6 protein-coding genes are annotated in these 22386 nt (G+C 66.1%); 2 read left to right on the top strand and 4 right to left on the bottom strand.

What is annotated here, in order from left to right; genetic code table 11:
- Positions 1 to 16: 16 nt before the first annotated feature.
- The 3 genes from I7X13_RS14995 to I7X13_RS21775 all read right to left on the bottom strand — a co-directional run bounded on the left by I7X13_RS14995 (position 17) and on the right by I7X13_RS21775 (position 13204).
- Entirely contained in the window at positions 17 to 8920 is an 8904-nt protein-coding gene (locus I7X13_RS14995) for an RCC1 domain-containing protein (protein WP_198076120.1), read from the bottom strand.
- A gap of 433 nt (positions 8921 to 9353) precedes the next feature.
- The gene (locus I7X13_RS15000) at positions 9354 to 12641 is read right to left on the bottom strand and encodes an ATP-binding protein (RefSeq protein ID WP_198076121.1); all 3288 of its coding nucleotides are present in this window, start codon (positions 12639 to 12641) and stop codon (positions 9354 to 9356) included.
- 428 nt (positions 12642 to 13069) lie between these two features.
- The gene (locus I7X13_RS21775) at positions 13070 to 13204 is read right to left on the bottom strand and encodes a hypothetical protein (RefSeq protein WP_262895111.1); all 135 of its coding nucleotides are present in this window, start codon (positions 13202 to 13204) and stop codon (positions 13070 to 13072) included.
- A gap of 375 nt (positions 13205 to 13579) precedes the next feature.
- Between I7X13_RS21775 and I7X13_RS15005 the strand changes: the two genes are divergently transcribed.
- A complete protein-coding gene (locus I7X13_RS15005) occupies positions 13580 to 16783 on the top strand; it encodes a hybrid sensor histidine kinase/response regulator transcription factor (protein WP_198076122.1) in 3204 nt (1067 codons plus the stop codon).
- A gap of 303 nt (positions 16784 to 17086) precedes the next feature.
- Positions 17087 to 20953 carry a T9SS type A sorting domain-containing protein gene (locus I7X13_RS15010; RefSeq protein ID WP_198076123.1) on the top strand — a complete coding sequence of 1289 codons (3867 nt, stop codon included), beginning with the start codon at positions 17087 to 17089 and terminating at the stop codon, positions 20951 to 20953.
- Between the two features lie 473 nt (positions 20954 to 21426).
- On the opposite strand, the gene I7X13_RS15015 is transcribed toward I7X13_RS15010, so the two are convergent.
- Positions 21427 to 22296, bottom strand: coding sequence for a DNA/RNA non-specific endonuclease (locus tag I7X13_RS15015; protein WP_198067381.1), 870 nt, complete (start codon positions 22294 to 22296; stop codon positions 21427 to 21429).
- Between the last annotated feature and the right edge of the window lie 90 nt (positions 22297 to 22386).

Here is a 22386-nt window from a genome sequence, read left to right on the forward strand (position 1 = left end):
AAAAAGATTAGGGGCCTTACTCCACCGTGAGGCGCAGGGCTTTGCTGCCGGCGCGCACCACGTACACGCCGGTGGGTAGTCCGGCGGGCAGCACCAGCGCCGCTGTGCCATTGGCATCGGCCGTAGCGGCCAGCACCTCGCGGCCCAAGGCGTCGTACACGCGCACCGTGGTACTCGGCGCCGCGCCCGTGAGGGTGGCCGCGCCGCCGTGCGTCGGGTTGGGGAATAGCGCCAGCGTGGCCGGGCCGCCCACTGTCACGGTGCGCGCAGGCGAATAACTGAAAGTGCCGTCCAAGTCCACCTGCCGCAGGCGGTAGTAGAGATGGTTAGTTTCGCCGGGGTACTGGCGGTCGAGGAAGTCGTAGCGGCGGACGCTGGTGCTGCTGCCGGCGGCAGCCACCTGGCCGATACGTTCGAAGCTGCGGCCGTCGCGGCTGCGCTCCACCTCAAACCGGTCGGAGTTCTTCTCCGAGGCCGTGGCCCAGGCCAGCGCTACGGTAGTGCCGCGCTTTTCGGCCGTAAAGCTCAGCAACTCCACGGGCAGCGGAGTGGGGCTGCCGGTGAGGTAGAACTCGGAGAAGTGGTCGGTCACGGCCAGCTCGGCCGCAAACCAAGCCGTGCCGGCCGGTGAGTTGGCCGGGGCGAGCAGCACCCGGCGCTCGCCGGAGGCTGCGTTGTTGGCCAGTTGGCAGTCCTCGTTGGGGCCGCTGTACTGGGTGGCTTTTAGGTTGGCCAGGGTGGCGGTGGGGTCTTCCACTTGCAAGCGCGCCTGCTCGCTGTTGAGGCCATAGAGGCGCAGCTGCACGGTGCGGCCGTCGAAGCGGCCGGCGCTGGCGGTGAGGTGCCAGTTACGGCCCAGGTAGTAGCGGTTGCCCGCATCCTGGCGCACGGGCTGGGACGGGTCGGCCAGCAGCACATCGATGGAGAGGTTGCCCAGCGAAGTACCGGTGTAGTTATAGGCCGCTACCACCTGGCCGCCGCTGCTCAGCAGGTAGTGCCAGGCGCCGTCGCCCACGCTGGCCGTGGCGGGCACGGCCGGGAGGCAGGCGCCCAGGGTGGCCCCACTGTACACGGCCAGTACGGTGAAGGGCGGTGCGCCGGCACTGTTGCCGAGACCGGGCGTGCTCACCACCACGGCGCTGATGCCCGGCACCGCGCCGGCCGGCACCACCGCCGTGAGCGAGGTAGCCGAAGCCACCGTTACGCTGCTGGCTGCCGCGCCACCAAACGAGACGGTGCTGCCCGCCGCGAAGCCCGTGCCCGTGATGGTAACGGGCATCCCCGGCAGCTCGGCTGCGGTGCTCAGCACTGTGACGGTGGGCATAGTAGTGCAGGGCGTGAGCGTGACGACGTTGGAAGCCGCCGACGTGGCCCCGTTGAGGCTGGCCACCACCGAGTAGGTGCCGGCCGTGTTGGTGACGAGCGGGTTGGTCGTTGTGCCGCCCGGCGAGAAGGTGAACGTGGCCCCACTCACGGGAGTAGGCATATTGGGGATACCGTCAGCGTTGAGGCGAATGAGCTTGGGGGCAGCAGCGCCGTTGTAGTTCAGGAATGAGCCGCCGGTTACCAGGATGTTGCCGTCGGACTGTACCAGCACCCGCCGCGCCCCGTTGTCGAGGCCCAAACCACCAGCGTTGAAGGTGCCATCCACACTGCCAGTGGTGGTGAGCCGCGCGATGCGGCTGCCAGGCCTAGTGAAGGTGCCGACTACCACTATCTTACCATCGGCCTGCAGCGCCAAGTGGTTCACCGTGCCGCTTAAGGCCCCGGCGTTGAAGGTGCCGTCGGTGCTGCCGTTAGCGGTGAGTCGGACAAGGTAGCGGAGGGATTGCGAAAAAGTACTCCCATGCACCAGCACTTTGCCGTCGGCCTGCAGGGCCAGCCCATACACCGTATTTTGAAAGCTGTTGCCGACGGCAAAGCTGGCGTCGGGGCTGCCATCGGCGTTGAGCCGGATGAGGTAGCTAGCCGTAGCGTCCTTGTACATGGTGAAGTCGCCGCCCAGCAGAATTTTGCCATCGGGCTGCACCACAATGCTGTTCACCACGCCATTGAGACCCACGGTAGCACCCGTGCCGGTGCCGAACAGAATGTCGGGGCTGCCGTCGGGGTTGAGCCGGATGAGGCGGTTGGCCGTCGCACCCTGATAGGTGGTGAAGTCGCCGCCCAGCAGAATTTTGCCATCGGGCTGCACTGCAATACTGTTCACGCCCACCGTGCCGCCGGTGAAGCCCGCACCGGCGCCGGTGTTGAAGGTGGCGTCGGGGCTGCCGTCGGGGTTGAGCCGAATCAGTTGGTTGGCCGGCGCGCCCTGATAGGTGGTGAAGATACCGCCCACCAGCAGCTTGCCATCGGCTTGCAGCGCGGCGCTATACACCGTGCCATTGAAGCCCGCGCCGGTGCCGGTGTTGAGGGTGGCGTCGGGGCTGCCGTCGGGGTTGAGCCGGATGAGGCGGTTGGCCGGCGCGCCCTTATAGGTGGTGAAGGCACCGCCCAGCAGCAGCTTGCCATTGGGCTGCTCCAGTGCCGCAAAGACGGCCAAATTAATGCCGTCCCCGGCAGCAAATGCCGGGCTAGCGGCCGTGGCCGTGAGGGTGCGCGGCTGGCACACATCCAGCGGCCCGGCCGGGCTCAACGTGGCCACCAAGTCCAGGGGGCGGGGCGTGTAGGTAAAGGACGTGGCCGTGGGCACGTTAACGCCCTGCGCAGAGGTGAGGGTAATGACGCCGCTGGCCGCCCGCACCGGCACCAGCACCGTGAGGCTGGTGGCCGTCTGTACTGCATTAGGGTCTAAGAGGGCTAGCTCATTGCTGCCGCCGAAGCGCACGCCGCGCACTTGGTTCAGGTTGGTGCCGGTGATGGTGACGAGCGTGCCCGCCGGTCCGCTCTGCGGCGAAAAGCCGGTGATGGTCGGCGGCAAGGCCGTATTGAAGCGAATATAAAGGTCGGCCATTGAGAAAATAGGGACCTGGCTATTAAAGTCATAGCCCGACTGGTAGCCGAGGTGCGGCGTGACCAAGTCGAGGGTGCCGTCGTTGTCCATGTCGCCTAGCGCCACGGAGGCCCGACTTCCCCCAGTGGCAAAGTCGGAGCCGCCGCTGAACGTGCCGTTGCCGTTATTTAACCGCACCGCCGCTTGCCCCGGAGAGTTGCTGCTACTCGAGTAGCCAGCCGCCGCCAGGTCGAGGTAGCCGTCGCCGTCCACGTCGCCCAGCGCCAGGGAGCCCGGCGTGAAGCTCACCGGATAGTCGGTGCCGCCCCCGAACGTGCCATTGCCGTTGTTGAGCCGCACGCTCAGCGAGGCCGCCGACCCACTGCTCGTCGCAAAGTCCAGGTAGCCGTCGCCGTTCACGTCGCCCACCGCCAGCTTATTGAGTGCGCCGCCCACGGGCACGTCAGTGCCGCCGCTAAAGCTGCCGCTGCCGTTGTTGAGCCGCACGCTCACCTGGTTGTTGTTGGCTATCAGGGCATCCAGGTCGCCGTCGCCGTCCACGTCGGCCAGCGCCACATCCGACGCTGCATTAGCTGTGGGGATGCTGGAGGCAGTAGAGGAGGCACTAGTGAAGTTGCCAGTGCCATCGTTGAAGCTGACGGACGCCTGGCTGGCGGCTATCAGCATGTCCAGGTCGCCGTCGCCGTCTACGTCGCCCAGTACTACGTGGCTAGGTCCAGTATATGAGTATAGATAAATATTTCGACCACCAGAGGGAAATTGACCTTGCGAGTTGTTCAGCCTAACGGTGATGCTGCCATTGTAAGTTTTTGGGGTTATGACAATGTCCAGGTCGCCGTCGCCGTCTACGTCGCCCAATGTAATGTTGCCGGGGTCAGAGAGCGGATTGCTGCCGGCCGCGTCAAACTGGCCGCCCCCCGCCCCTAGCCGCACCACTACCCCCGGGGATGGAAAGGCAGAATAAAAGCCCTTGCTGTAAGGGTCACTGGTTACCACGTCCAGCATGCCGTCGCCGTTCAGGTCGCCCACGGCTACCGCAGTCGCCGCTCCTCCCATGTTGAGCTGCGTCGGGGGGGTGAGGAAGGTGCCGGTGGCCGGGACCGTCCCGGCCGTAAATTCATGCACTTGGGCCAGCGCATTGTAGCCTGCCGTGCTCTGCACCGTGGCCGGCACCGTCACCATCACCCGTTCGCCGGGCGCAAACGGACGGGTCGGGTCCACGGTAATGAGGTTGCCGCTGGCGGTGGCATTGCCGCCGCGCACCAGTTGCCCACCGCTTTGCGAGCCAAACACGCGCACGTTGCCCGCCGTGCCCGTCGCAATGGGCTGCGAGAAGGTGAGCGCCACGTTGGCCCCCCGCGGGGCCGTGGGCAGGTTGCGCGCCGGCGACACGCCCGTGAGCATGGGGGCCTGGCTCACGGCTTGCAGCGGCACGCTGGCCGCGGTCAGGTAGAACTCGGAGAAATGGTTGGTCACGCTCACCTGGGCCGTAAACCAGTCGGCTCCGCTGAGCATGGTGGCGGGCGCGGGCAGCAGGCGCGACTCGCCGTTCGGGTCGTTGTCGACCAGGTCGCAGTTTTCGTTGGCGCCGCTGTATTGCGAGGCTTTCAGGCCGGCCAGCGTGGCGTTGGCATCCACCGCCGCCAGGCGGGTCAGCGCGCTGTTCAGCCCAAAGAAGCGCACGCGCACGGTCTGGCCGGTGAAGGTCTTGTTGGTGGCCGTGAGGGTGAAGTTGCGGTCGAAGTAGGCCTGAACGTTGGCGTCGGTGCGCACGGGCGCGGTCGTGGCCGTGCCCAGGTCGAGTATACCTGCCGACACGGTGCCCAGGTTGCGGGTGTCCTCGATGGCGGCCACCACGGCCCCGCCCGCGCCGGGCAGGCGCAGGTAGCGCCAAGTATTGGCCCCGCCGCTGCCCGTTATGCTCACGCTGGCCGTGGCCAGGCAGCCGCTGGCCGCCGTGCCCCGGTACACTTGCAGCACCTCGAAGGCCGGGCTGTTGGGGCTGCTGCCGGTGGCGGTGCTCACCACCACGGCGCTGCTGCCCGGCGTGGCGCTCACCGGCACCACGGCCGTGAGCGAAGTGGCCGAATTGTAGGTCACGCTGGCCGCGGCCACCCCGCCGAAACTCACCGTACTGGTGCTGGTGAAGTTGAGGCCCGTGAGCGTCACGGCCTGGCCCGGCAGTTCGGCCACGGGGCTCACCGTGTTGAGAATGGGCGTGGGCGCGCCCACCGTGAAGGCCGTGCTGCTGCCCGTGCCGCAGCCGGCCGCCACGGTCACGGTGCCCGCGCCGAGCGGGGCCGCAGCTGGTACTACGAAGGTGAAGCCCGTGGCCGTGCTGTTGGTCACGCTGGCCAAGGCGTTGGCCCCGTTCACCGTGAGGGCCGTGAGGCCGGCCAGGTTGGTGCCCGTCACCGTGACGGGGCTACCGCTCCCGGCCGTAGCAGGCGTGAAGGTGAGCAGGCTGAGGGGATTATAAATGAGTACTGGGCTGGTGCGCGTGGTGGTGCTGCCGTCGCCCACCTGGCCGGTGGTGTTCAGGCCCCAGGCCCAGGCGGCCCCGCAGCTTTGCTCGCCCGCCGAATAGCCGGTGCCCGCCGCGGCGCTCAGCCAGCTGGTGACGGCCGCCACGGCTTGCGGGGTGGTCTGGTTGGTGGTGTTGCCCAGGCCGAGCTGGCCGTTGGCATTGCTGCCCCAGGCCCAGAGCGTGCCGTCAGCCTGCACAGCCAGGCTGTGCGCGTCGCCGGCGGCGGCGCTCAGCCAGTTGGTGCCGCTGCCCACCGGCTGCGGCGTGTTTTGGTCGGCCGTGGTGCTGCCCAGGCCCAGCTGGCGGCTGGCGTTGGCGCCCCAGGCCCACAAAGAGCCGTCGGCCTGCACGGCCAGGCTGTGGGAGGTGCCGGCGGCCACGCTCGCCCAGCTGGTGCCGCTGCCCACCCGTTGGGGCGCCGACTTGGCCGTGGTGCTGCCGATGCCCAACTGGCCGTTGGCGTTGCTGCCCCAGGCCCACAACGAACCATCGGTTTTCACGGCCAGCGTGTGGCTGCCGCCGGCGCTGGCAGTGGCCCAGTTGGTATCGGTGCCCACGCGTTGCGGCGCGTTTTGGTTGGTCGTGTTGCCGAGGCCCAGCTGGCCGTTGTCGTTCAGGCCCCAGGCATACAGGGTATTATCCGACCGCACGGCTACCGTGTGGGAGGTGCCGGCGGCCACGCTGGCCCAGGTGGTGCCGGTGCCCACGCGCTGCGGCGTGTTCTGACTAGTATTATTGCTCAGGCCGAGCTGGCCGCTGGCGTTGCTGCCCCAGGCCCAGAGCGAGCCATCGGTTTTCAAGGCCACGGTGTGGCTGCCACCGGCGGCCACGCTGGCCCAGTTGGTATCGGTGCCCACGCGCTGCGGGGTATTCTGGCTGGCGGTATTGCCCAGGCCGAGCTGGCCGCTGGCATTGTTGCCCCAGGCCCAGAGCGAGCCATCGGCCCGCACGGCTACCGTATGGCTGCCGCCCGCAGCCAAGGTGCGGGCCCGCGCGAAGCTGGCTGTGGCTACCGGGGTGGTGCCGCCGCCCGTGGTGGCCGTCACGGGGCCGCTTTGGGCGCCGGCAGGCACTACCACCCCCGTTATCTGGGTGCCGGCGGCATTCACCACGAAGCCGCTGGTCACGGTTTTCACCCCAGCGCTGCCCGTGAAGGTGATGGCGCTGGTGCCGCTCAGGTTGGTGCCCGTGAGGGTGAGCACCGTGCCCGGCACGCCCAGGAACGGGCTCACCGCCGTGAGGGCGGGCTGCGGCACCGTGAAGCTGCTGGCGCTGGTGGCCGTGCCGTAAGAAGTAATCACCGAAATCGGCCCCGAAGTAGCCCCGGCCGGCACGTTCACCGTGATTTGATTATCAGAATTGACCACGAAGCCCGGCGCCAGCACGCCATTGAAGCGCACGGCCGTGGTGGTGTTGAACTCTGTGCCCGTAATGACCACTGGAGTGCCCGCCTGCCCGCTGGTGGGCGTGAAGCTGCTGATGGTGGGCACAACGCAGGAAATGGCGGCCGCGAAGCCGGACAGGTAATAATTCGTATTGCCGGAGGTGAAATTCAGCGTCAGCTGGCCGGTGGGGTTCGTGGCTGTCACGACACCGCCCGCGCTGCCGGCACCGAAGGAGCGAAGGAGGGGCGCGCTGGTGTTGGGGCCGTCATACACGCGCAGGACATCCGTACCACTTCTTGTGTTTATCTGGGAGAAGCTAATCCGCACCTTGGCCCCGGCCGTGCCGGGGCCGATGGTGGTCGTCAGGTTCTCGTCGTTGCCGTAGTTGCCGTTGGGCCCGCCCGAATCGTAGATGCTGCCCGAGCAGGTGGTGACGGCCGCTGTGCCGATAATAATGACGTCGGTGGCGAAGGGGCTGCTATTGCCCGTGCCGAAGCCGGTGGTGACACTGATGGGGCCGGTGGTGACCCCGGCCGGCACCTGCACCGTAATTTGGGTGCTGGAGTTGACCACGAAGTTTGGCGCCGCCAAGCCGTTGAATGCCACGGCCGTGGTGCCGATAAAATTCCTCCCCGTCAGGACCACGCTGGTGCCCCCCGTGCCGCTGGTGGGCGTGAAGCTGGTGATGACCGGGGGAAGCGGCATGAAGTCGGTGCTGCTGCTGCCCGCGCCGTTGGCGTTGCTCACGCTGATGCGCCCAACCGTGGCCCCGGCCGGCACCGGCACCGTAATTTGGGTGCTGGAGTTGATTACAAAACCCGGGGCCGGCACGCGGTTATTATAAACCGCCCCATTAAAGGCCACCCCCGTCGCGTTGGTAAAACCGGTGCCCGTGATGACAACCAAATCCCCCTGCCCCCCGCTGGAGGGCGTGAAGCTGCTCACCGTAGGCATGCCCGTGACGCAGGAAATGGCGGCGGTATAATTGGCGACGCCCGTTCTAAAAGTAAGTTGGCTGTACAAGCGAACCGTGAGCTGGCCGGTGGCATTGGTCGCCGTCACGGTGCCGGGGACGTCGTTCTGGTAGTATTGCCCGATGAGCGGAGCATTGGTGTCCGGCCCGTCGTAAATGGAGAGGACGACCGATTCATTCACGCTGAACTGCGAAAAGCTGAGGCGCACTTTGGCCCCGGACGTGGCCGGCGTCAGGGTAGAGGTGGCATTGCCGGCGGCGTAGCCGTTGTTAGGGCCGCGCGGGTTATACAGCGTGCCCGAGCAGGTGGTGATGGCTGCCGGGTTCGTCCAGTAGGTATCGGTGATAAAGTTGGTCGCACTGGTGCCCGTACCGGAGGCATTGGTGACACTAATGGTGCCGGTGGGGGCCCCGGCCGGTACCTGGGCCGTAATTTGGTTGTCAGAGTTGACTGTGAAGCTCGACGCGGCCAGGCCGTAGAAGGCCACGGCCGTGGTGCCGGTAAAATTCCTTCCCGTGACCACCACGCTGGTGCCCCCCGCGCCGCTGGTGGGCGTGAAGCTGTTGATGTACGGGAGCCTCACGCAGGAAATATTGGCGGAAAACCCCATCAGGTACATGCCGGGAGCATACGGATAGACTTTGAGAACGACGGTGAGCTGGCCCGTGGCGTTGCTAGCGGTCACGGTGGTAGGTGGGGGGTTATACTGGTGGAATTCCCCGATGAGTGGAGAATTGGTATCCGGCCCGTCGTAAATGGAGAGGCCGCCATCACCAGACCCCCCATACATACTCGTGAAGTTGAGGCGCATGAATGCTCCAGGCGTGGCCGACGTCAGGGTAGTGGTATAGAACGTAGTGTTCCGGGTGTAGTTCCCGGTGTTAGAGTTGGGGCCGTCGGGGTCATACAAGGTACCCGAGCAGGTGGTGATGGCCGGAGTCATCCAGTAGTCCTGTGCCCGGCCCAGCAGCGGCGCCACGAGCAGGAGCAGCACGACGGCCCAGCGCCAGCGCAGGAGGAGCGAAGGAGCCGCGCACCGCGAGGCACTTTCTGGCGAAAACAGTGAGGAGGCGTATTTCATAAAAATAAGCGGAGGAGCCAGGATAAATAATCAGAAGACTGGGGTGCGGTACCGAAGGCAGCTACCCTTCGTAGTGAAGTGTTCGCGTGGCCTAGTCGAGTGCGGTGGGTAGTGCCACTTGAGCCGGGGAGTGCTGCCGGTTTGTCGGGCTATTGGCTGCTTGCCAGTAAGCCCCGCGAGCACACGGGGAGTCCGCGCAGTCCCAGGCCAGCCGCTAGTAGGCAAAGCCTGCGGACACAAAAGCTGACCCGTAACTACCTCTTACAAAGTTGGAATCGAGGCTCCTTTAAAAAGGCACAATTCCCCGCCAATTTTGTCTTCTGCCGCATTTTGGCAGGGAATTACACCTTTCTGGCAGGCAAATGGCCTCCTTTCTTGGCCGCCAGCACACCTGCTCCGGCCATCCGGGCGGCGGCCTGCCTCCTCCGAAATGCTATTTTTTCGACTTTCGGTAGTCGCTGGGCCGGCGACCAAATCGCTCGGTATACAGGCTGCTGAAGTAGCTGGCCGAGGCAAAGCCCACCGCCTCGGCCACCGCCACCACCGTGCGGAAATCGCCGGCTTCGAGCAGCTGCCGGGCCTGGTTGAGGCGTAGCTCGCGCAGCCAGGCCGCCGGCGTGAGCCCGGCGCTTTCGCCCAACCGGCGGTACAGGGTGCGCTCGCTCACGGCAAGCAAACCCGCCAGCTCGGCCGGCCCAAAATTCTCGTCGGCCAGGTGGGCTGCCACCTGGGCCTGCCACTGAGCCAGTTGTTCGTTCGCCCCGGTTCCTTCGGTTGCCGCCGCTGATTCGGCAGCCGCCGTGCTCGGTACGGTGCCGGTGAACGGTGCCAGTCCGGCCGGGATGGCGGCTTCGGGCTGGGCGGCAAACTGGCGGCGCACGGCGTGGCGGGCCAGCAGCACTTGCACCCGGGCCAGCAGCTCGGCCGGTACGAAGGGCTTGGTCAGGTAATCGTCGACCCCCACCGTGAGGGCGGCCCGGCGGTGGGCCGCATCGGCCCGGGCCGTGAGCATGAGCACGGGCAGGCCGGCGCGGGCCGGGTCGGCCTTAAGCTGGGCCAGCAGCTCGGTGCCGCTCAGGCGCGGCATCATGGCGTCGGTGATTACCAAGTCCACGGGCGCTTCGCGGGTCAGCAGTTCCAGCGCGTCTTGGCCGTCAGTGGCCGTTAGCACCTCGTAGGTGGGCGCCAGCAGCCCGTTCAGGTATTCGCGCAGGTCGGGATGGTCTTCCACCACCAGCACGCGGGGCTTCGTAGAGTTAAGAGTTAGGAGTGAAGAGTTAAAAGTTGGGGATATCGACGCGTCGTCAGACACAGGCCCTATTTCCGCCCTCTTATTTCTTAAGTCCAGTTCGTTCACTCTTTCAACTCTTAACTCTTCACTCTCAACTCTTAACACCGTAGCTGGAAAGCGCAGGGTAAAGGCGGCGCCCTGGCCGGGCGGGCTGACCAGCGTGAGAGTACCCCCCAGCAGGGTAGCCAGTTCGCGGCTCAGGGCCAGGCCCAGGCCGGTGCCGCCCTGCGCCTGGCGTTGCTTGCCCTGGTAGAAGCGCTCGAACACCCGTTCCTGCTCGGCAGGCGCGATACCAGGGCCGGTGTCCTGCACGGTCAGGGTGTAATAGCCGTCGGGGGCAGGTAGGGCAGCCGTTAGCGTCACGGTGCCGCCGACAGGCGTGTGGTTCAAAGCGTTGCCGAGCAGGTTGGTCAGAATTTGCGCCACCTTGTCCGCATCCAGCAGCAGATGCAACGCCGCTGGCAGCCGTTCGGGGCCGTGCAGGGACAGGCCCCGAGCGGCCGCCAGCGGCTCGAAGGAGGCCAGCAGGTTGCGCAGCAGCAGGGCCACGGCCGTGGGCACGGGCTGCACCGCCAGTTGCCCGGCTTCGAGCTTGGTCAGGTCCAGGATGCGGTTCACCAATTCGTGCAGGCGCTGGGCTTGGCGGTGGGCCAGGGCCACGGCGGCGCGCGCGGCGGCGGGCAGCTTCTGGGCCGGGGCGTGCAGCAGGGTGTCGAGCGGGGCCAGCACCAGCGTGAGTGGGGTGCGTAGCTCGTGGCTGGCATTGGCAAAAAACTGGTTTTTGGCCGCATCCATCTCGCCCAGGCGCTCGGTCTGGGCCTGTAGGTGCTCAGTTTGCAGCTGGAGGTGTTCGGCCTGCTCCTGGAGGCGCTCGGCCTGGGCTTGCAACTGGACGGTCTGAACGGCCAACCGCCCATTGAGGCGGCGGGTGATGCGCAGGGCCAGTAGGATGGCCAGCGCTAACAGAGCCAGCAGCCCAGCCCCGGCCACGGCCAAGCGCACCGAGCGGGCCTGCTGGCGCTCGCGCTCGGTGAGGTGGGCAATTTGAGAGGCCTGTTCGCGGCTACGAAACCGGGCCTCGGAGGCGGCCAGGGCCGCAAACTGCTGAGCCTGGCGCAGGGTATCAGTAAGGGTCTGGGTACGGCGGGAATAGGCGTAGGCGCTGTCGTAGCGGCCGACCCGGGCATAGGCTTGGGTAAGCAATTCGGTGAGCTGGCTCAGCGGCAGCAGGCTGCCCGACTGCTGGTAGACGCGCAGCAGGGGCCGCAGCAGCACCACAGCGGCAGCCGGCTCGCCCATGGCCAAGGCAATTCGGGCCAGGGTTTGGCGGGGCTTGGGCTGGGGAGCGGTGCGGGGGTAGCGGGTGAGCAGGGCCACGGCCTCGGCTAGCAGGCTACGGGCCCGCTCGGGGTGGGTGGGCTGCTGCTGCCAGGCCATCAGGCCCAGGGTCAGGGATTTCACTTCGGCGTAGGGCTGGTTGCGGGCGGGCCAGCCGGCCACCGCGGTGTCAGACGAGGCCCCGCGGCGCAGCCAGGTGCGGGCGCGGCTCAGCCAGGGGGCCGCCTCGGCCGGCTGGCCGGCTTGCAGAGCCACCTGGACCGGTACCAGGTTCAGACGTGTGAGCAGCAAAGCGTTGTAGGGAGCGGCCCGCACCAGCGCGGTGGCCTCGGCGGCCAGGGCACTGGCGTAGGCGGGTGGCCGGCTGCTGTGGCCGTCCAGCAGCAGGGGCAGGTAGTAGTTCAGCAGCACGTCGGCCAGAGCACCCCCGCCCGGGTCTCGGTTGGCGGCTGGTTGTGCGTAGCGGCGATAGGTAACTAGGGCCTGCTCATACGCCTGCTCGGCCTGGGGGTAGTTGCCCTGAGCGGCGTAGGCTTCGCCTATCAGGCATTGCGTCCAGCCGATGCCACTCAGATTACCTTGCCGTTGGTAGAGGTTTCGGGCCCGCTCGTAGTAACGCAACGCCAGGGGCAGCCGGCCCAGGACGCGACAGGCCGAGCCGGCATTGGCCAGAATCCCGTCCAGCGAATGAGGAATCGGTCGGCGCGAGTTGGTGGGCCGGGTGGTGGCCGGGTCGGGCGCCAGGCTGCTGTCGGGTCCTACTCTCCGAAACTGCTGTGCTGCTTGTTGATAATAGTAGAGGGTGCTATCAAAGTTGCCTTTAACGTAGTGCTGCCCAGCCAGCTCGTTAGCCAACGCCACCACGGCGGCTGGCCGCTGCTGCCTTTGCCGCGCCCCGGCCAGCCGCCAGGCCCGCCCCAGGTAGTGGGCAGCGGAGTCGGGGCGGTGCTGGTCTTGAATAGCATGCGCCAGGCGCACATAGGCCAGCAGTCGCTCCAGCGAGTCGTTGGGCCACTGGGGGCGAGCAACTGGCCGGTGGGCTGGGTCGGTGACCCGGGGCGGCGGGGCCCAGCCACCGGATGGCGGGCGCATGTCGGTTTGGGCCTGGGCTAGATGGGTGGCAAGCAGCCCACCTAGCAGCAGATATACCCGCCCGCTCCGGCCCCAGGTCTGGCAAGCCCGGCGACAGCAAGCAAAAAACGGACGGCAGACCGGCAGCACAGTATTAAGCAATAAGTAGGACGAATGGCAGCAGCTTGGCAACTCGCCGGCACGGTGCACCAAACAATTCGGCCGCTTGGCCGGCCCAAAGTTGCGTAGGTACAGGCCACCATCCAACCTAACCTCTGCCAATCGGCGGCAGTTGGCTTTTTTTAGTCTAAAATTAGCAAAAAAACAGTAGTTACACCCAACATCTGCAGGGGTAGCTGGTGGAACTTTTTGAGTAGCATTATATCTCAAGGCCAAGCTGGGCCCGTTTGGTCAAGTCCTAGCTTTTTCCCTACCGCCTCCCGGAACTGTTACACAAAATCCCGGCGGTTGGGTCGTAGCTTGGTGCTGATAAACCGCATCCCGTTTTTCTCGTGGATAAGGCTAAACTTCTCAGGACTGGTGATTTCCAGTAAATAGTTGCCCTTGAGAAACATGGGAACCATGTCCATCACCTGCTGCAGGGGCTTTAGAAACTGCTTAAGCCGTCAAGCAGCGCGTTCGCATTTATACGCTGCAAGCCCGGTTGCCAAAACCGGCTAAGAAGGCGTATGGGGCGTGGCCATAAGTAGCGCTATTTTAGTCGTCTTGCCGGTGCGGCAGAGGCTAATTTGTAGCCTTTTATACTTTGGTTTTACAGCCGCTAGCGACCATAGTTTATATAACCAGCACCTGTGCTTACCGGCAGCACTTATTTTTGACAATTCATTCCCCTTGGGCACTGTGCTCGCGCCGAAGCTCTTATATCCTGTCTTTTCAAATTGCGCCCACGTTACCTGCCCAGACAACTCGGCATTTGTTGCCTGCTTGGAATGCTGTTAATGGGGCTGCTTTTGCCGGCACAGGCACGATTCAGCCCGCAGCAACTGGCGCAGTCCCAGCGCCGTTTGCAGGCAGGGCGCTTCGGGTATCGTTACTGGGATGCCCGCCACGATTCGCTACGGCGCGTGCTGGCCGGGCAGCGCGCCGATACCCTGCGCCTGCATACCCTCGACCACCTATTCAGATTAACCGATTTCTCGCAGGACCCGCTGCCTCTGATACGCCGCGAACACCAGCAGGCGCTGGCCATAGCCCGCCGGCTGCGCATTCCCGAGCAAGTGCCCTGGCGCCTGCTAGTGGCCTACGACCGGCTTTCCCAGGCACCCGTGCCCAACCTGGCGGCCATGCGCGACACCCTGCAGGCAGCCATCCGGGCCTACGACGCGCTGGGCGGCCACCCCATTCCCTTTCTGCTGGAAACCCTGGGCGGCACGCAGGCCCGACTCGGGCAACTGGACGCCGTCCGGAGCTTCTTCGAGCGGCAGCGGGCCACCTACCAGCAGCGTGGGGAGGCGATGAACGAGGCCAGCTGCTGCCGGGTGCTGAGCAGCTACTACCGCGTGCGGGGCGACTACAACCAAGCTATTAGTATGCGCATGCGGGCCACCGAGCTGTTCCGCGGCCGTTCGGTCATCCGGTACTACAACGAACTGGGAGTGGTCGGCTTGTTTTATACCGAGTGGAACAATGATGCCCAAGCACTGCCCTACCTGCGCCGCGCCGTAGCTTGGCCCGGCCTTGGCTCGGTATTTTGGGCCTTTCTCAACCGCACCATCGCCCGTGCCTACCTACGCTTAGGCAACTACTCATTGGCGCAGCGCTTCAGCTCCCAGGCGCTGCGCCCCCACTCGCCCGCCGAGCCGGTAGCGGCCTACGACCGCACCCTGGGCCTGGTGCAGCAAAGCGCCGTGTTGCTGGCCCTGGGCCGCCCCACCGCCGCCCACCCCCTGCTCATCGAAGCCCAGCACCTGGCCGACTCGTTGCACCTGCCCCTGCGCTCGAGCGGTGGCGACTGTGAACTAGCTGCCACCTGGGCCCGCTACTACGCCGCTCGGGGCGACGCGGACCAGACCGAGGCCGCTTGGCACCGGGCTTACCAGCAGGCCCGGCAGGCGCACGTAGCGCCCCTGCGCTTAGGCTACCTGCGGGCGCTGGCCGGCTTCTACCAGCACCGGGGGCAGGCAAACCGCGCCACGCCTTATGCTTTGGCCGCCCTGGCCCTGGCCGATACGCTCGACGCGGCCGAAGCCGCCACCCACGTGGCACGCTACGAGTTCGACCAAGCTGCGCAGGCCCAGCAGCAGCGCGTGGAGCGTCTGCGCCGCGCCCAACTGCTGAGCCAGGCCCAGGCCCGTCAGCAGCACACGGCCTTGAGCGGACTGCTGGCGGTGCTGGCAGTACTGGGCGGGCTGGCGGTGCTGCTGTGGCGCACGTCCCGCCGAAAAAGCCGCGACAACGCCCTACTGGCCGCCCAGCAGCAGCAACTCGAAGCGCAGGCCGAGCGCCTGGGCGAACTGGACGCGGCCAAGAACCAGTTTTTTGCCAACGCCAGTCACGAGTTGCGCACCCCGCTCACGCTGGTGCTGGGGCCGCTTGAAACCCTGCTCGATGACCCGGCTCAGAAGTTGCCTGCCGCCGCGCGCCGCGCCGTGGCTCGGGCTCACCGGCAGGCCCGCCGCCTCAACGAGTTGGTGAACCGCATCTTGGACCTGACCAAGCTACAGGCCGGCCGCCTGCCCGTGCAGGCCACGCCCACGGCCGTAGCCCCGTTGCTGCACCAAGTGGTGGAGCAGTTTGGGCCGTTGGCCGCATCCCGCGCGCTGGTCCTGCGCGGCCCCGAGTTGGTGCCCGAGGAGTTGCGCTTGCTGGTGGACGCCGACAAGGTAAACCAGATTCTGACCAACCTCCTCAGCAACGCGCTGAACCACACGCCCCCCGGGGGAACCGTGACCTTGGAAACAGCCTTGCCCGCTGCCGATGGTTTCTACACCCTGACCGTGCGCGATACCGGACCCGGCATTGCCCCGGCCGAGCAGGAACGCGTGTTCGAGCGCTTCTACCAAAGCCCACAAAACCAGACGCAGGGGGGCACCGGCCTGGGCCTGGCCCTGAGCCGCGAGCTGGCCGCGCTGCTGGGCGGCACCCTCACACTGGCCAGCGTGCCCGGGCAGGGCGCGGCCTTTACGTTGCGCTTTCCGGCGGTTGAGTTAGGAGTTAAGAGTGGGGAGTTAAGAGTTGAGGAGCCGGAATTGGGAGATGCAAAGGCAGAGGTAGACATTGAACGGAGCGAATCGAATCCAGTAGCGGATTCTATGCCTGCCCATTTCACGCCTTCTGTTACCCCACCAACTCTTAACTCCACGAAGCCTCGCGTGCTGGTAGTGGAAGACGAGCCCGACCTGCGCGAGTACCTGCACGAGCTGCTGGCCCCCACCTGCGAGGTGCTCACCGCCCCCGACGGCCAAGCCGCCCTGGAGCTGCTGGCCCGCGATGCGCCCGTCGACCTCATCACTACCGACGCCATGATGCCGCGCCTGAGCGGCACCGAGCTCATAGCGAAGCTTAAAGCTGACCCTCGCCTGACGGGCGTGCCGGTGCTCATGCTCACGGCCCGCGCCGATGCGGCCCACCGCCGGGCCGCCCTGACGGTGGGCGTCGACGACTACCTGACCAAGCCCTTTGCGCCGGCCGAGCTGCTGGCCCGGGTGCAGGTGCTGCTGGAGCGCCACGCCGTGCGCCGCCAGTTTGCCGCTCAGCCTCAGGAAGCTTCGGCCGAGCCGGACGCGCCCGCGGCTGCGCTCACCTCAGCTACGCCAGCCGCCTCGGAAACTGCCGCCGAAGCCACCGTCACCACCCCAGTTCAGGTGCCCGCCGAGGCGGGCGCGCAGCTGGCGCAGTGGGAGGCGCAGGTGGCCGGGCACCTGGCCAACGAGCAGTTCGGCCCGGCCGAGTTGGCGGCTTTGCTGGCCATGAGCGAGCGCACGCTCTACCGCCGGCTGGGCAAGCTGGCGGGCCTCACGCCGGCTGCCTGGCTGCGCGAACTGCGCCTGCACCAGGCCCGGCAACTGCTCGAAGCCGGCGACTTTGGCTCGGTGGCGGCGGTGGCCGACGCGGTGGGTTTCGCCACCGCCAAGTACTTCAGCGCCTGCTATGCGGAGCGGTTCGGCCGGCTGCCCAGCGAGTACGGCGCTGGCCGGGAATAAGTGCGCCACCCCAGAGGGACTGGTTTAGCACTGCGTGAGCCAGGCGGCCCGCAGCGCCTGCGGCGCCGACCGCATGGCCGAATTTCTGCCAAATGACCGAGGAATAAGGGGTAATGGGCAAGATTGGCAGGAATTCGGCAATGTGTCGAATGGGCAGTATTCAATTTTGCCGAATAATAATCCACGGTGTTGGTGGGACCGTCAGCTTTCTTTTTGAGGGAGTGCTGGTCCGGAGCTACGCCCGCGGCCGCGCGTACCGGGGCCGTTGCCTGCCGATTAGTCGTTTCCTCAATCCGCTATTTTATGACGTATCCTTTCTCGCTGCCCGGGCTGTTGATGAAGCGCCAGGCCCCGGCCGCCGGGCGGGCCACCCGCGCTGGCCGGGCCGTGCTGCTGGTCCTGCTGTTGGCTCTGCCACTACTGAGCCGGGCGCAATCCTCGACAAACATAGTCACACTAAATGCCAGTGCCATCACGACCATCAGTGCCACGCTAGGCTGCCACATCAATAATCCCGGCAGCCTGACGACGCAGGGGGTGGCTTACGCATTGGGGTCGGTAACGCCCTTGGTGACCGGCAACTCCGTATCAAGTAGCGTCACCCCAGGAGTGGATGCTTATTACTCCGTAAGTAACCTGCTGCCCGGCCGGCACTACAGCATGCGGGCGTTCAGCATCGATAGCCAAGGCAACGTTGAATACGGACCCTTTAATGGATTCGATACGCCACCGCTTGCTTACCAGCCTCAGGGCCCCGTCGTGACCGTGACGCCGGCCGCCTCGACCCTGAGCCCGGGCGGCACCCAAACGCTGACGGCCAGCACGACCCTGCCGGGCTTCAACCTGGCCGGCGCGAGCTTCAACGGCGAGGTGTTCGCAGTGCAGCTGCAACCCGACGGCAAGGTGCTGGTGGGCGGCAACTTCACGAGCCTGAACGACCGCGCCGCGCCCGCCTACCTGCTGCGCCTTAACGCCGACGGCACCCTCGATACGGGTTTCAGCCCTGGTCAGAACGGGCTCAATGGCAAGGTGTATAGCCTGGTGCTGCAACCCGACGGCAAGGTGCTGGTGGGCGGCGAATTCACGGCCCCGCGCAACCGGGTGCTGCGGGTGAACGCCGACGGCAGCCTCGACCCGAATTTTAACCCCGGCGGGGCCGGGGCAAACGACTTCGTGCGGATACTGGCGCTGCAACCCGACGGCAAGGTGCTGGTGGGCGGCAACTTCTCGACCTACAACGGGAGCGGCCCGGGCCGGCTGACGCGCCTGCTGGCCGACGGCACGTTGGACACGGGCTTCAACCCCGGCGGCGCGGGAGCTTCGGCCCTCGTCACGGTGCTGCTGGTGCAGCCCGACGGCCTGGTGCTGGTGGGCGGGCAGTTCACGAGCTACAACGGGGGCGGCCCGGCCCGGCTGACGCGCCTGCTGGCCAATGGCCTACCCGACCCGACGTTCAACCCCGGCGGGGCCGGCGCGACCTCGCCCGGCTCGACGGACGCTTCCCCCATGCAGGCGTTGGTGCTGCTGGCCGATGGCCGCATCCTGGCGGGCGGACGGCTCACGGCCTACAACGGCGACGCCAGCGTGCCGGACGGCCTGCTGCGCCTGCTGGCCAACGGCCTGCCCGACCCCACCTTCAACCCCGGCGGGACCGGGCTCAACGCCGGCGTGCGGGCGCTGGTGCAGCAGCCCGACGGCAAGGTGCTGGTGGGCGGCCTCACCTTCACCACGTACAACGGCAACGCCAACGCCCCCGACGGCCTGCTGCGCCTCAACGCCGACGGCACCCTCGACACTGGCTTCAACAACGGCTCCCCCAGGGGCGTCAACGCCTCTGTGTATGCGCTGGCGCTGCAACCCGACGGCAAGGTGCTGGTGGGCGGGTTGTTCACCACCTACAACGGCAGTGCCGTCGCCCCGCGCTACCTGATGCGCGTCAACCCCGACGGCAGCCTGGAAACTACGGTTACCGCCACCGCCGCCCTCGACGGGGTGACCTACACTTGGAACACCGGGGCCACCGGCCCCACGCTCACAGTGAGCCAGCCGGGCGACTACCTGGTGAAGGCCACCACCGCCCGCCAGGGCATGGGCTACAGCACCGTGGTGCGGGTGAGCGCGCCGCCGGCCACCGCGGTGCGGCTGACGCCCCCCGGCCCCTTGGCGCTGCCCGCCGGCGGCAGCGCCACGCTCACGGCTACCGCCACCCAGCCGGGGTTCAACGTGAGCGGCAGCGGCTTCAACAACGACGTGCGGGCCGTAGTGGTGCAGCCCGATGGCAAGGTGCTGGTGGGCGGGTTGTTCAGCACCTACAACGGCAACGCCAGCGCCCCGGACTTCCTGGTGCGCCTGCTGCCCGACGGCAGCTTGGACCCGACCTTCAACCCCGGCGGGACCGGGCCCAGCGGCGGCAGTCCGTATTTTTCGGGCGGTGTGTATGCCCTGGCCCTGCAACCCGATGGCAAAGTGCTGGTGGGCGGGCGCTTTAGTGCCTACAACGGCGACAACAATGCCCCCGACTACCTGCTGCGCGTCAACGCCGACGGCACGCTCGATACTGGTTTCAACTACGGCCCCAACACCGGTTTCGTCCACCCCCTAGTGGATGACAATGGCGTCGTGTATGCGCTGGCGCTACAGCCCGACGGCAAGGTGGTGGCGGGCGGGCGCTTTGAGGTCTTCAACGGGAGTAGTTGCCCGCACCACGTGGCGCGCGTGAACGCCGACGGCAGCCTCGATGTAAACTTCAACTTCAACGGGAGTGGCATCCGGGACGATTCTTTTTATAGCTCTGACGGGCTTGGCCGGGTGGAAGCCCTGCTGCTGCTGCCCAACGGCAAGATTATGGTGGGTGGCGTCTTCACCGATTACGACGACGACAACCGGGCCCCGAACGGACTGTTGCGCCTCAACCCCGAAGGGGACATTGACCGGCAGTTCAATTACAACCAGTATAATTTCACCACTCGTAATGATGGTTCCGGATTGGCGGGGCCATATGACCAAAATAAAGGGGCTGCATATACGCTGGCGCTGCAGCCCGACGGCAAAGTGCTGGTGGGCGGCAACTTTGACGCGTGGCTAATCTCCCCATTCCAAAGCCAGGCTTTCGGTAACGTGCACAATCTCATGCGCCTCAACACCGACAACACCGTCGATGGAACCTTCAACCCCCAGTCCCATGGGGTAGGGGCCGAAAACGCCGTGTATGCGCTGGCGGTGCAGCCCGACGGCAAAGCGCTGGTGGGCGGTGCCTTCACGAGCTACAACGGGACCCCGCGCAACTTCCTGATGCGGGTCGAAGCCAACGGCACCCTCAACAACGCGGATTCCTTCACCGGAATTAACAGCCCCGCGCTGGCGCTGGCGGTGCAGCCCGACGGCAAAGTGCTGGTGGGCGGCACCTTCGTCAACTTCAACGGCAGCAGCACCAGTTCCCGCCTGATACGCCTCCAGCCCGACGGCACCCTCAACAACGCGGACGCGCCGCTGGCCGGGGCCACTTTCGCCTTCAACCCCGGCAACGTCAGCGGCTCCACCTATACCGTGCGCACGCCCGGCACCTACACGGCCACGGCCACCGACCCGGCCACCGGTTTTGCTTATCCCTCCAACGCCGTGACCGTGACCTTCGCCCCCCTGCCGGTGGAGCTAACGGCCTTCACGGCCACGCTGGCCGGCCCCGCCGTGCGCCTGGCCTGGGCCACCGCCTCGGAGAAGAACAGCCAGGCCTTCATCGTCGAGCGCAGCCTCGACGGGCAGTCGTTTGCCGCCATTGGCACGGTAGCGGCCGCCGGCAGCAGCACCAGCGCCCGCGCCTACGAGCTGCTGGATGCCAAGCTGCCCAGCGGCGTGGCCACGCTTTACTACCGCTTGAAGCAGGTGGACGCCGACGGCACGTTCAGCTACTCGCCCGTGCGCACCGTGGCTCTGACAGCCGCGGCCACCGGCTTAGCCCTGTTCCCGAACCCGGCTCAGGGCGGGGCCGTCACCCTCATGGGCGCGCAAGCGGGCACGGCTGTCACGGTGTTTGACGCGCTGGGCCGCCCGGTGCTGGCTGCCGCCACCGATGCGGCCGGCACGGCCGCGCTGGCGCTGCCGGCCGGGCTGGCCACCGGCGTGTACGTGGTGCGCGTGGGCAGCAAGGCCCTGCGCCTCACGGTGCAGTAATGCTTGTGTCTAAGTACTGAAACAAACAGCCCCGGCCTCATCAAGAAGTTGATGACTGTTCCCAGGAGGGAGTGCTACGACAGAAAATGCCCGCCTTAACCGGTGGGCATTTTTGCGTTTATAAGGTGATAGAGCACGTATTCACTCCACCCTAAAAGCTGCAGCAGTCAGGATGCAGTACCAGTAAGGTATAAATCAGGGGATGCTATTAAGTGTTGTAGGATAAGACATCCCGAAGACCGGGCGATTATCACGCCCAAAGCTGCCCGCGCTGCCGACGACAACGAGCTGCACTTCTACGCCGGTGCCTCATGGCCCCGCCCGACTAGCGCCTGCTCGGCACCATCAAATTCCCGTGCCCACGAACCTGCTGGCCCAGGGCGAATGCCGCCTGTTTGGCCCGCAGCACTTACTTGCAGAAGCGGTGCGGCAATAGCTTTGAGGGCTTTTAGGGCTGGTCCGAGTGGACCCGGTTAATTGGTAGGGCCGGTGTCGACGCGGGCTTCTATCACCTGCTGCACCGCTGTGGGCACGGCCGAAAGTAAGTCGAGCCCAGTGGCGGTTTCGATGGCGTCGACGCTGGTGCGGTAGGTGGCCCACGTTGTGCTAAGAGAATTGTCGTTGGGCGTATCGATGGCAATAACGCGGGTGCTGGTGCTGACGCGCTCGGCGTCGTTGGTGCCGGTGGGCAACACCACGACGACTTTCCAGCAGCGGGCCGGTACCGTCACGCGGCCCTGGTCGAGGCTGGTGGCGTAGCCATTGGTGCCCGTGCCGCCCCGCCCGTAGCTCCCGCAGATGATGTAAACTTCGTTGCCGGAATCGAGTAAGCTGCGGGTATAATCCTCCAGGTTGGCCCAGGTTTGCTGGTTGTTGCGCGGGGCCTGGGGCATCATGTTGGTCATGAGGAACGTGGCCGAATTGTCGGCGACGGTGCTGGTGCGGTCGGCGCTGGGGCAGTTGTGGCCCCGGTCAAAGCCCGAGCCGCTGTAGCTGGTGGCCTGCACCTGGTACCAGCCGGTGGGCAGCGTGTTATCGGGCCGGAAATCGTCTTGGCGGGCGGCGCTGCCGCGCCAATCGGAAGTTAGGTGCCAGCTCGCCCAGTTCGGAATGCCCCGGTCGCGGTGGTAGCTCAGGGCGTACTGGGGCTTGAGCAGGAGGTAATTGGTGGGCTGTGTGGGGTCAGCGGTGGCCCCGCTGGGATTGCCGAGGGTGAGATGCTCGGGCAGGTTTTGGGCTGGGGCACCGGGGCCGGCGGGCGCTACGGTTTCGCGTTGGCAAGCGGCCAGTAGCAGGGGCAAGGCGAGGGCGAAAAAGCGAAAATCTCGAAGGAAATGGTGCATAGATTGGCAAGTAACAATGGCCCTTACGACGTGAATAAGGGGCAAAAAAGTCCTTGCATACGCTAATCTAAGCGGCTTTGTCGCTTTTAC

This window comes from Hymenobacter negativus (assembly GCF_016056375.1).
GTDB lineage: Bacteria > Bacteroidota > Bacteroidia > Cytophagales > Hymenobacteraceae > Hymenobacter > Hymenobacter negativus_A.

What these genes read in the sequence shown, in the direction of transcription:
- I7X13_RS15010 (WP_198076123.1), top strand. Translation starts at nt 17,087, where the DNA reads ATGACGTATCCTTTCTCGCTGCCCGGGCTGTTGATGAAGCGCCAGGCC.
- I7X13_RS15005 (WP_198076122.1), top strand. Translation starts at nt 13,580, where the DNA reads ATGGGGCTGCTTTTGCCGGCACAGGCACGATTCAGCCCGCAGCAACTG.
- I7X13_RS15000 (WP_198076121.1), bottom strand. Translation starts at nt 12,641, where the DNA reads ATGCGCCCGCCATCCGGTGGCTGGGCCCCGCCGCCCCGGGTCACCGAC.
- I7X13_RS15015 (WP_198067381.1), bottom strand. Translation starts at nt 22,296, where the DNA reads ATGCACCATTTCCTTCGAGATTTTCGCTTTTTCGCCCTCGCCTTGCCC.
- I7X13_RS21775 (WP_262895111.1), bottom strand. Translation starts at nt 13,204, where the DNA reads ATGGTTCCCATGTTTCTCAAGGGCAACTATTTACTGGAAATCACCAGT.
- I7X13_RS14995 (WP_198076120.1), bottom strand. Translation starts at nt 8,920, where the DNA reads ATGAAATACGCCTCCTCACTGTTTTCGCCAGAAAGTGCCTCGCGGTGC.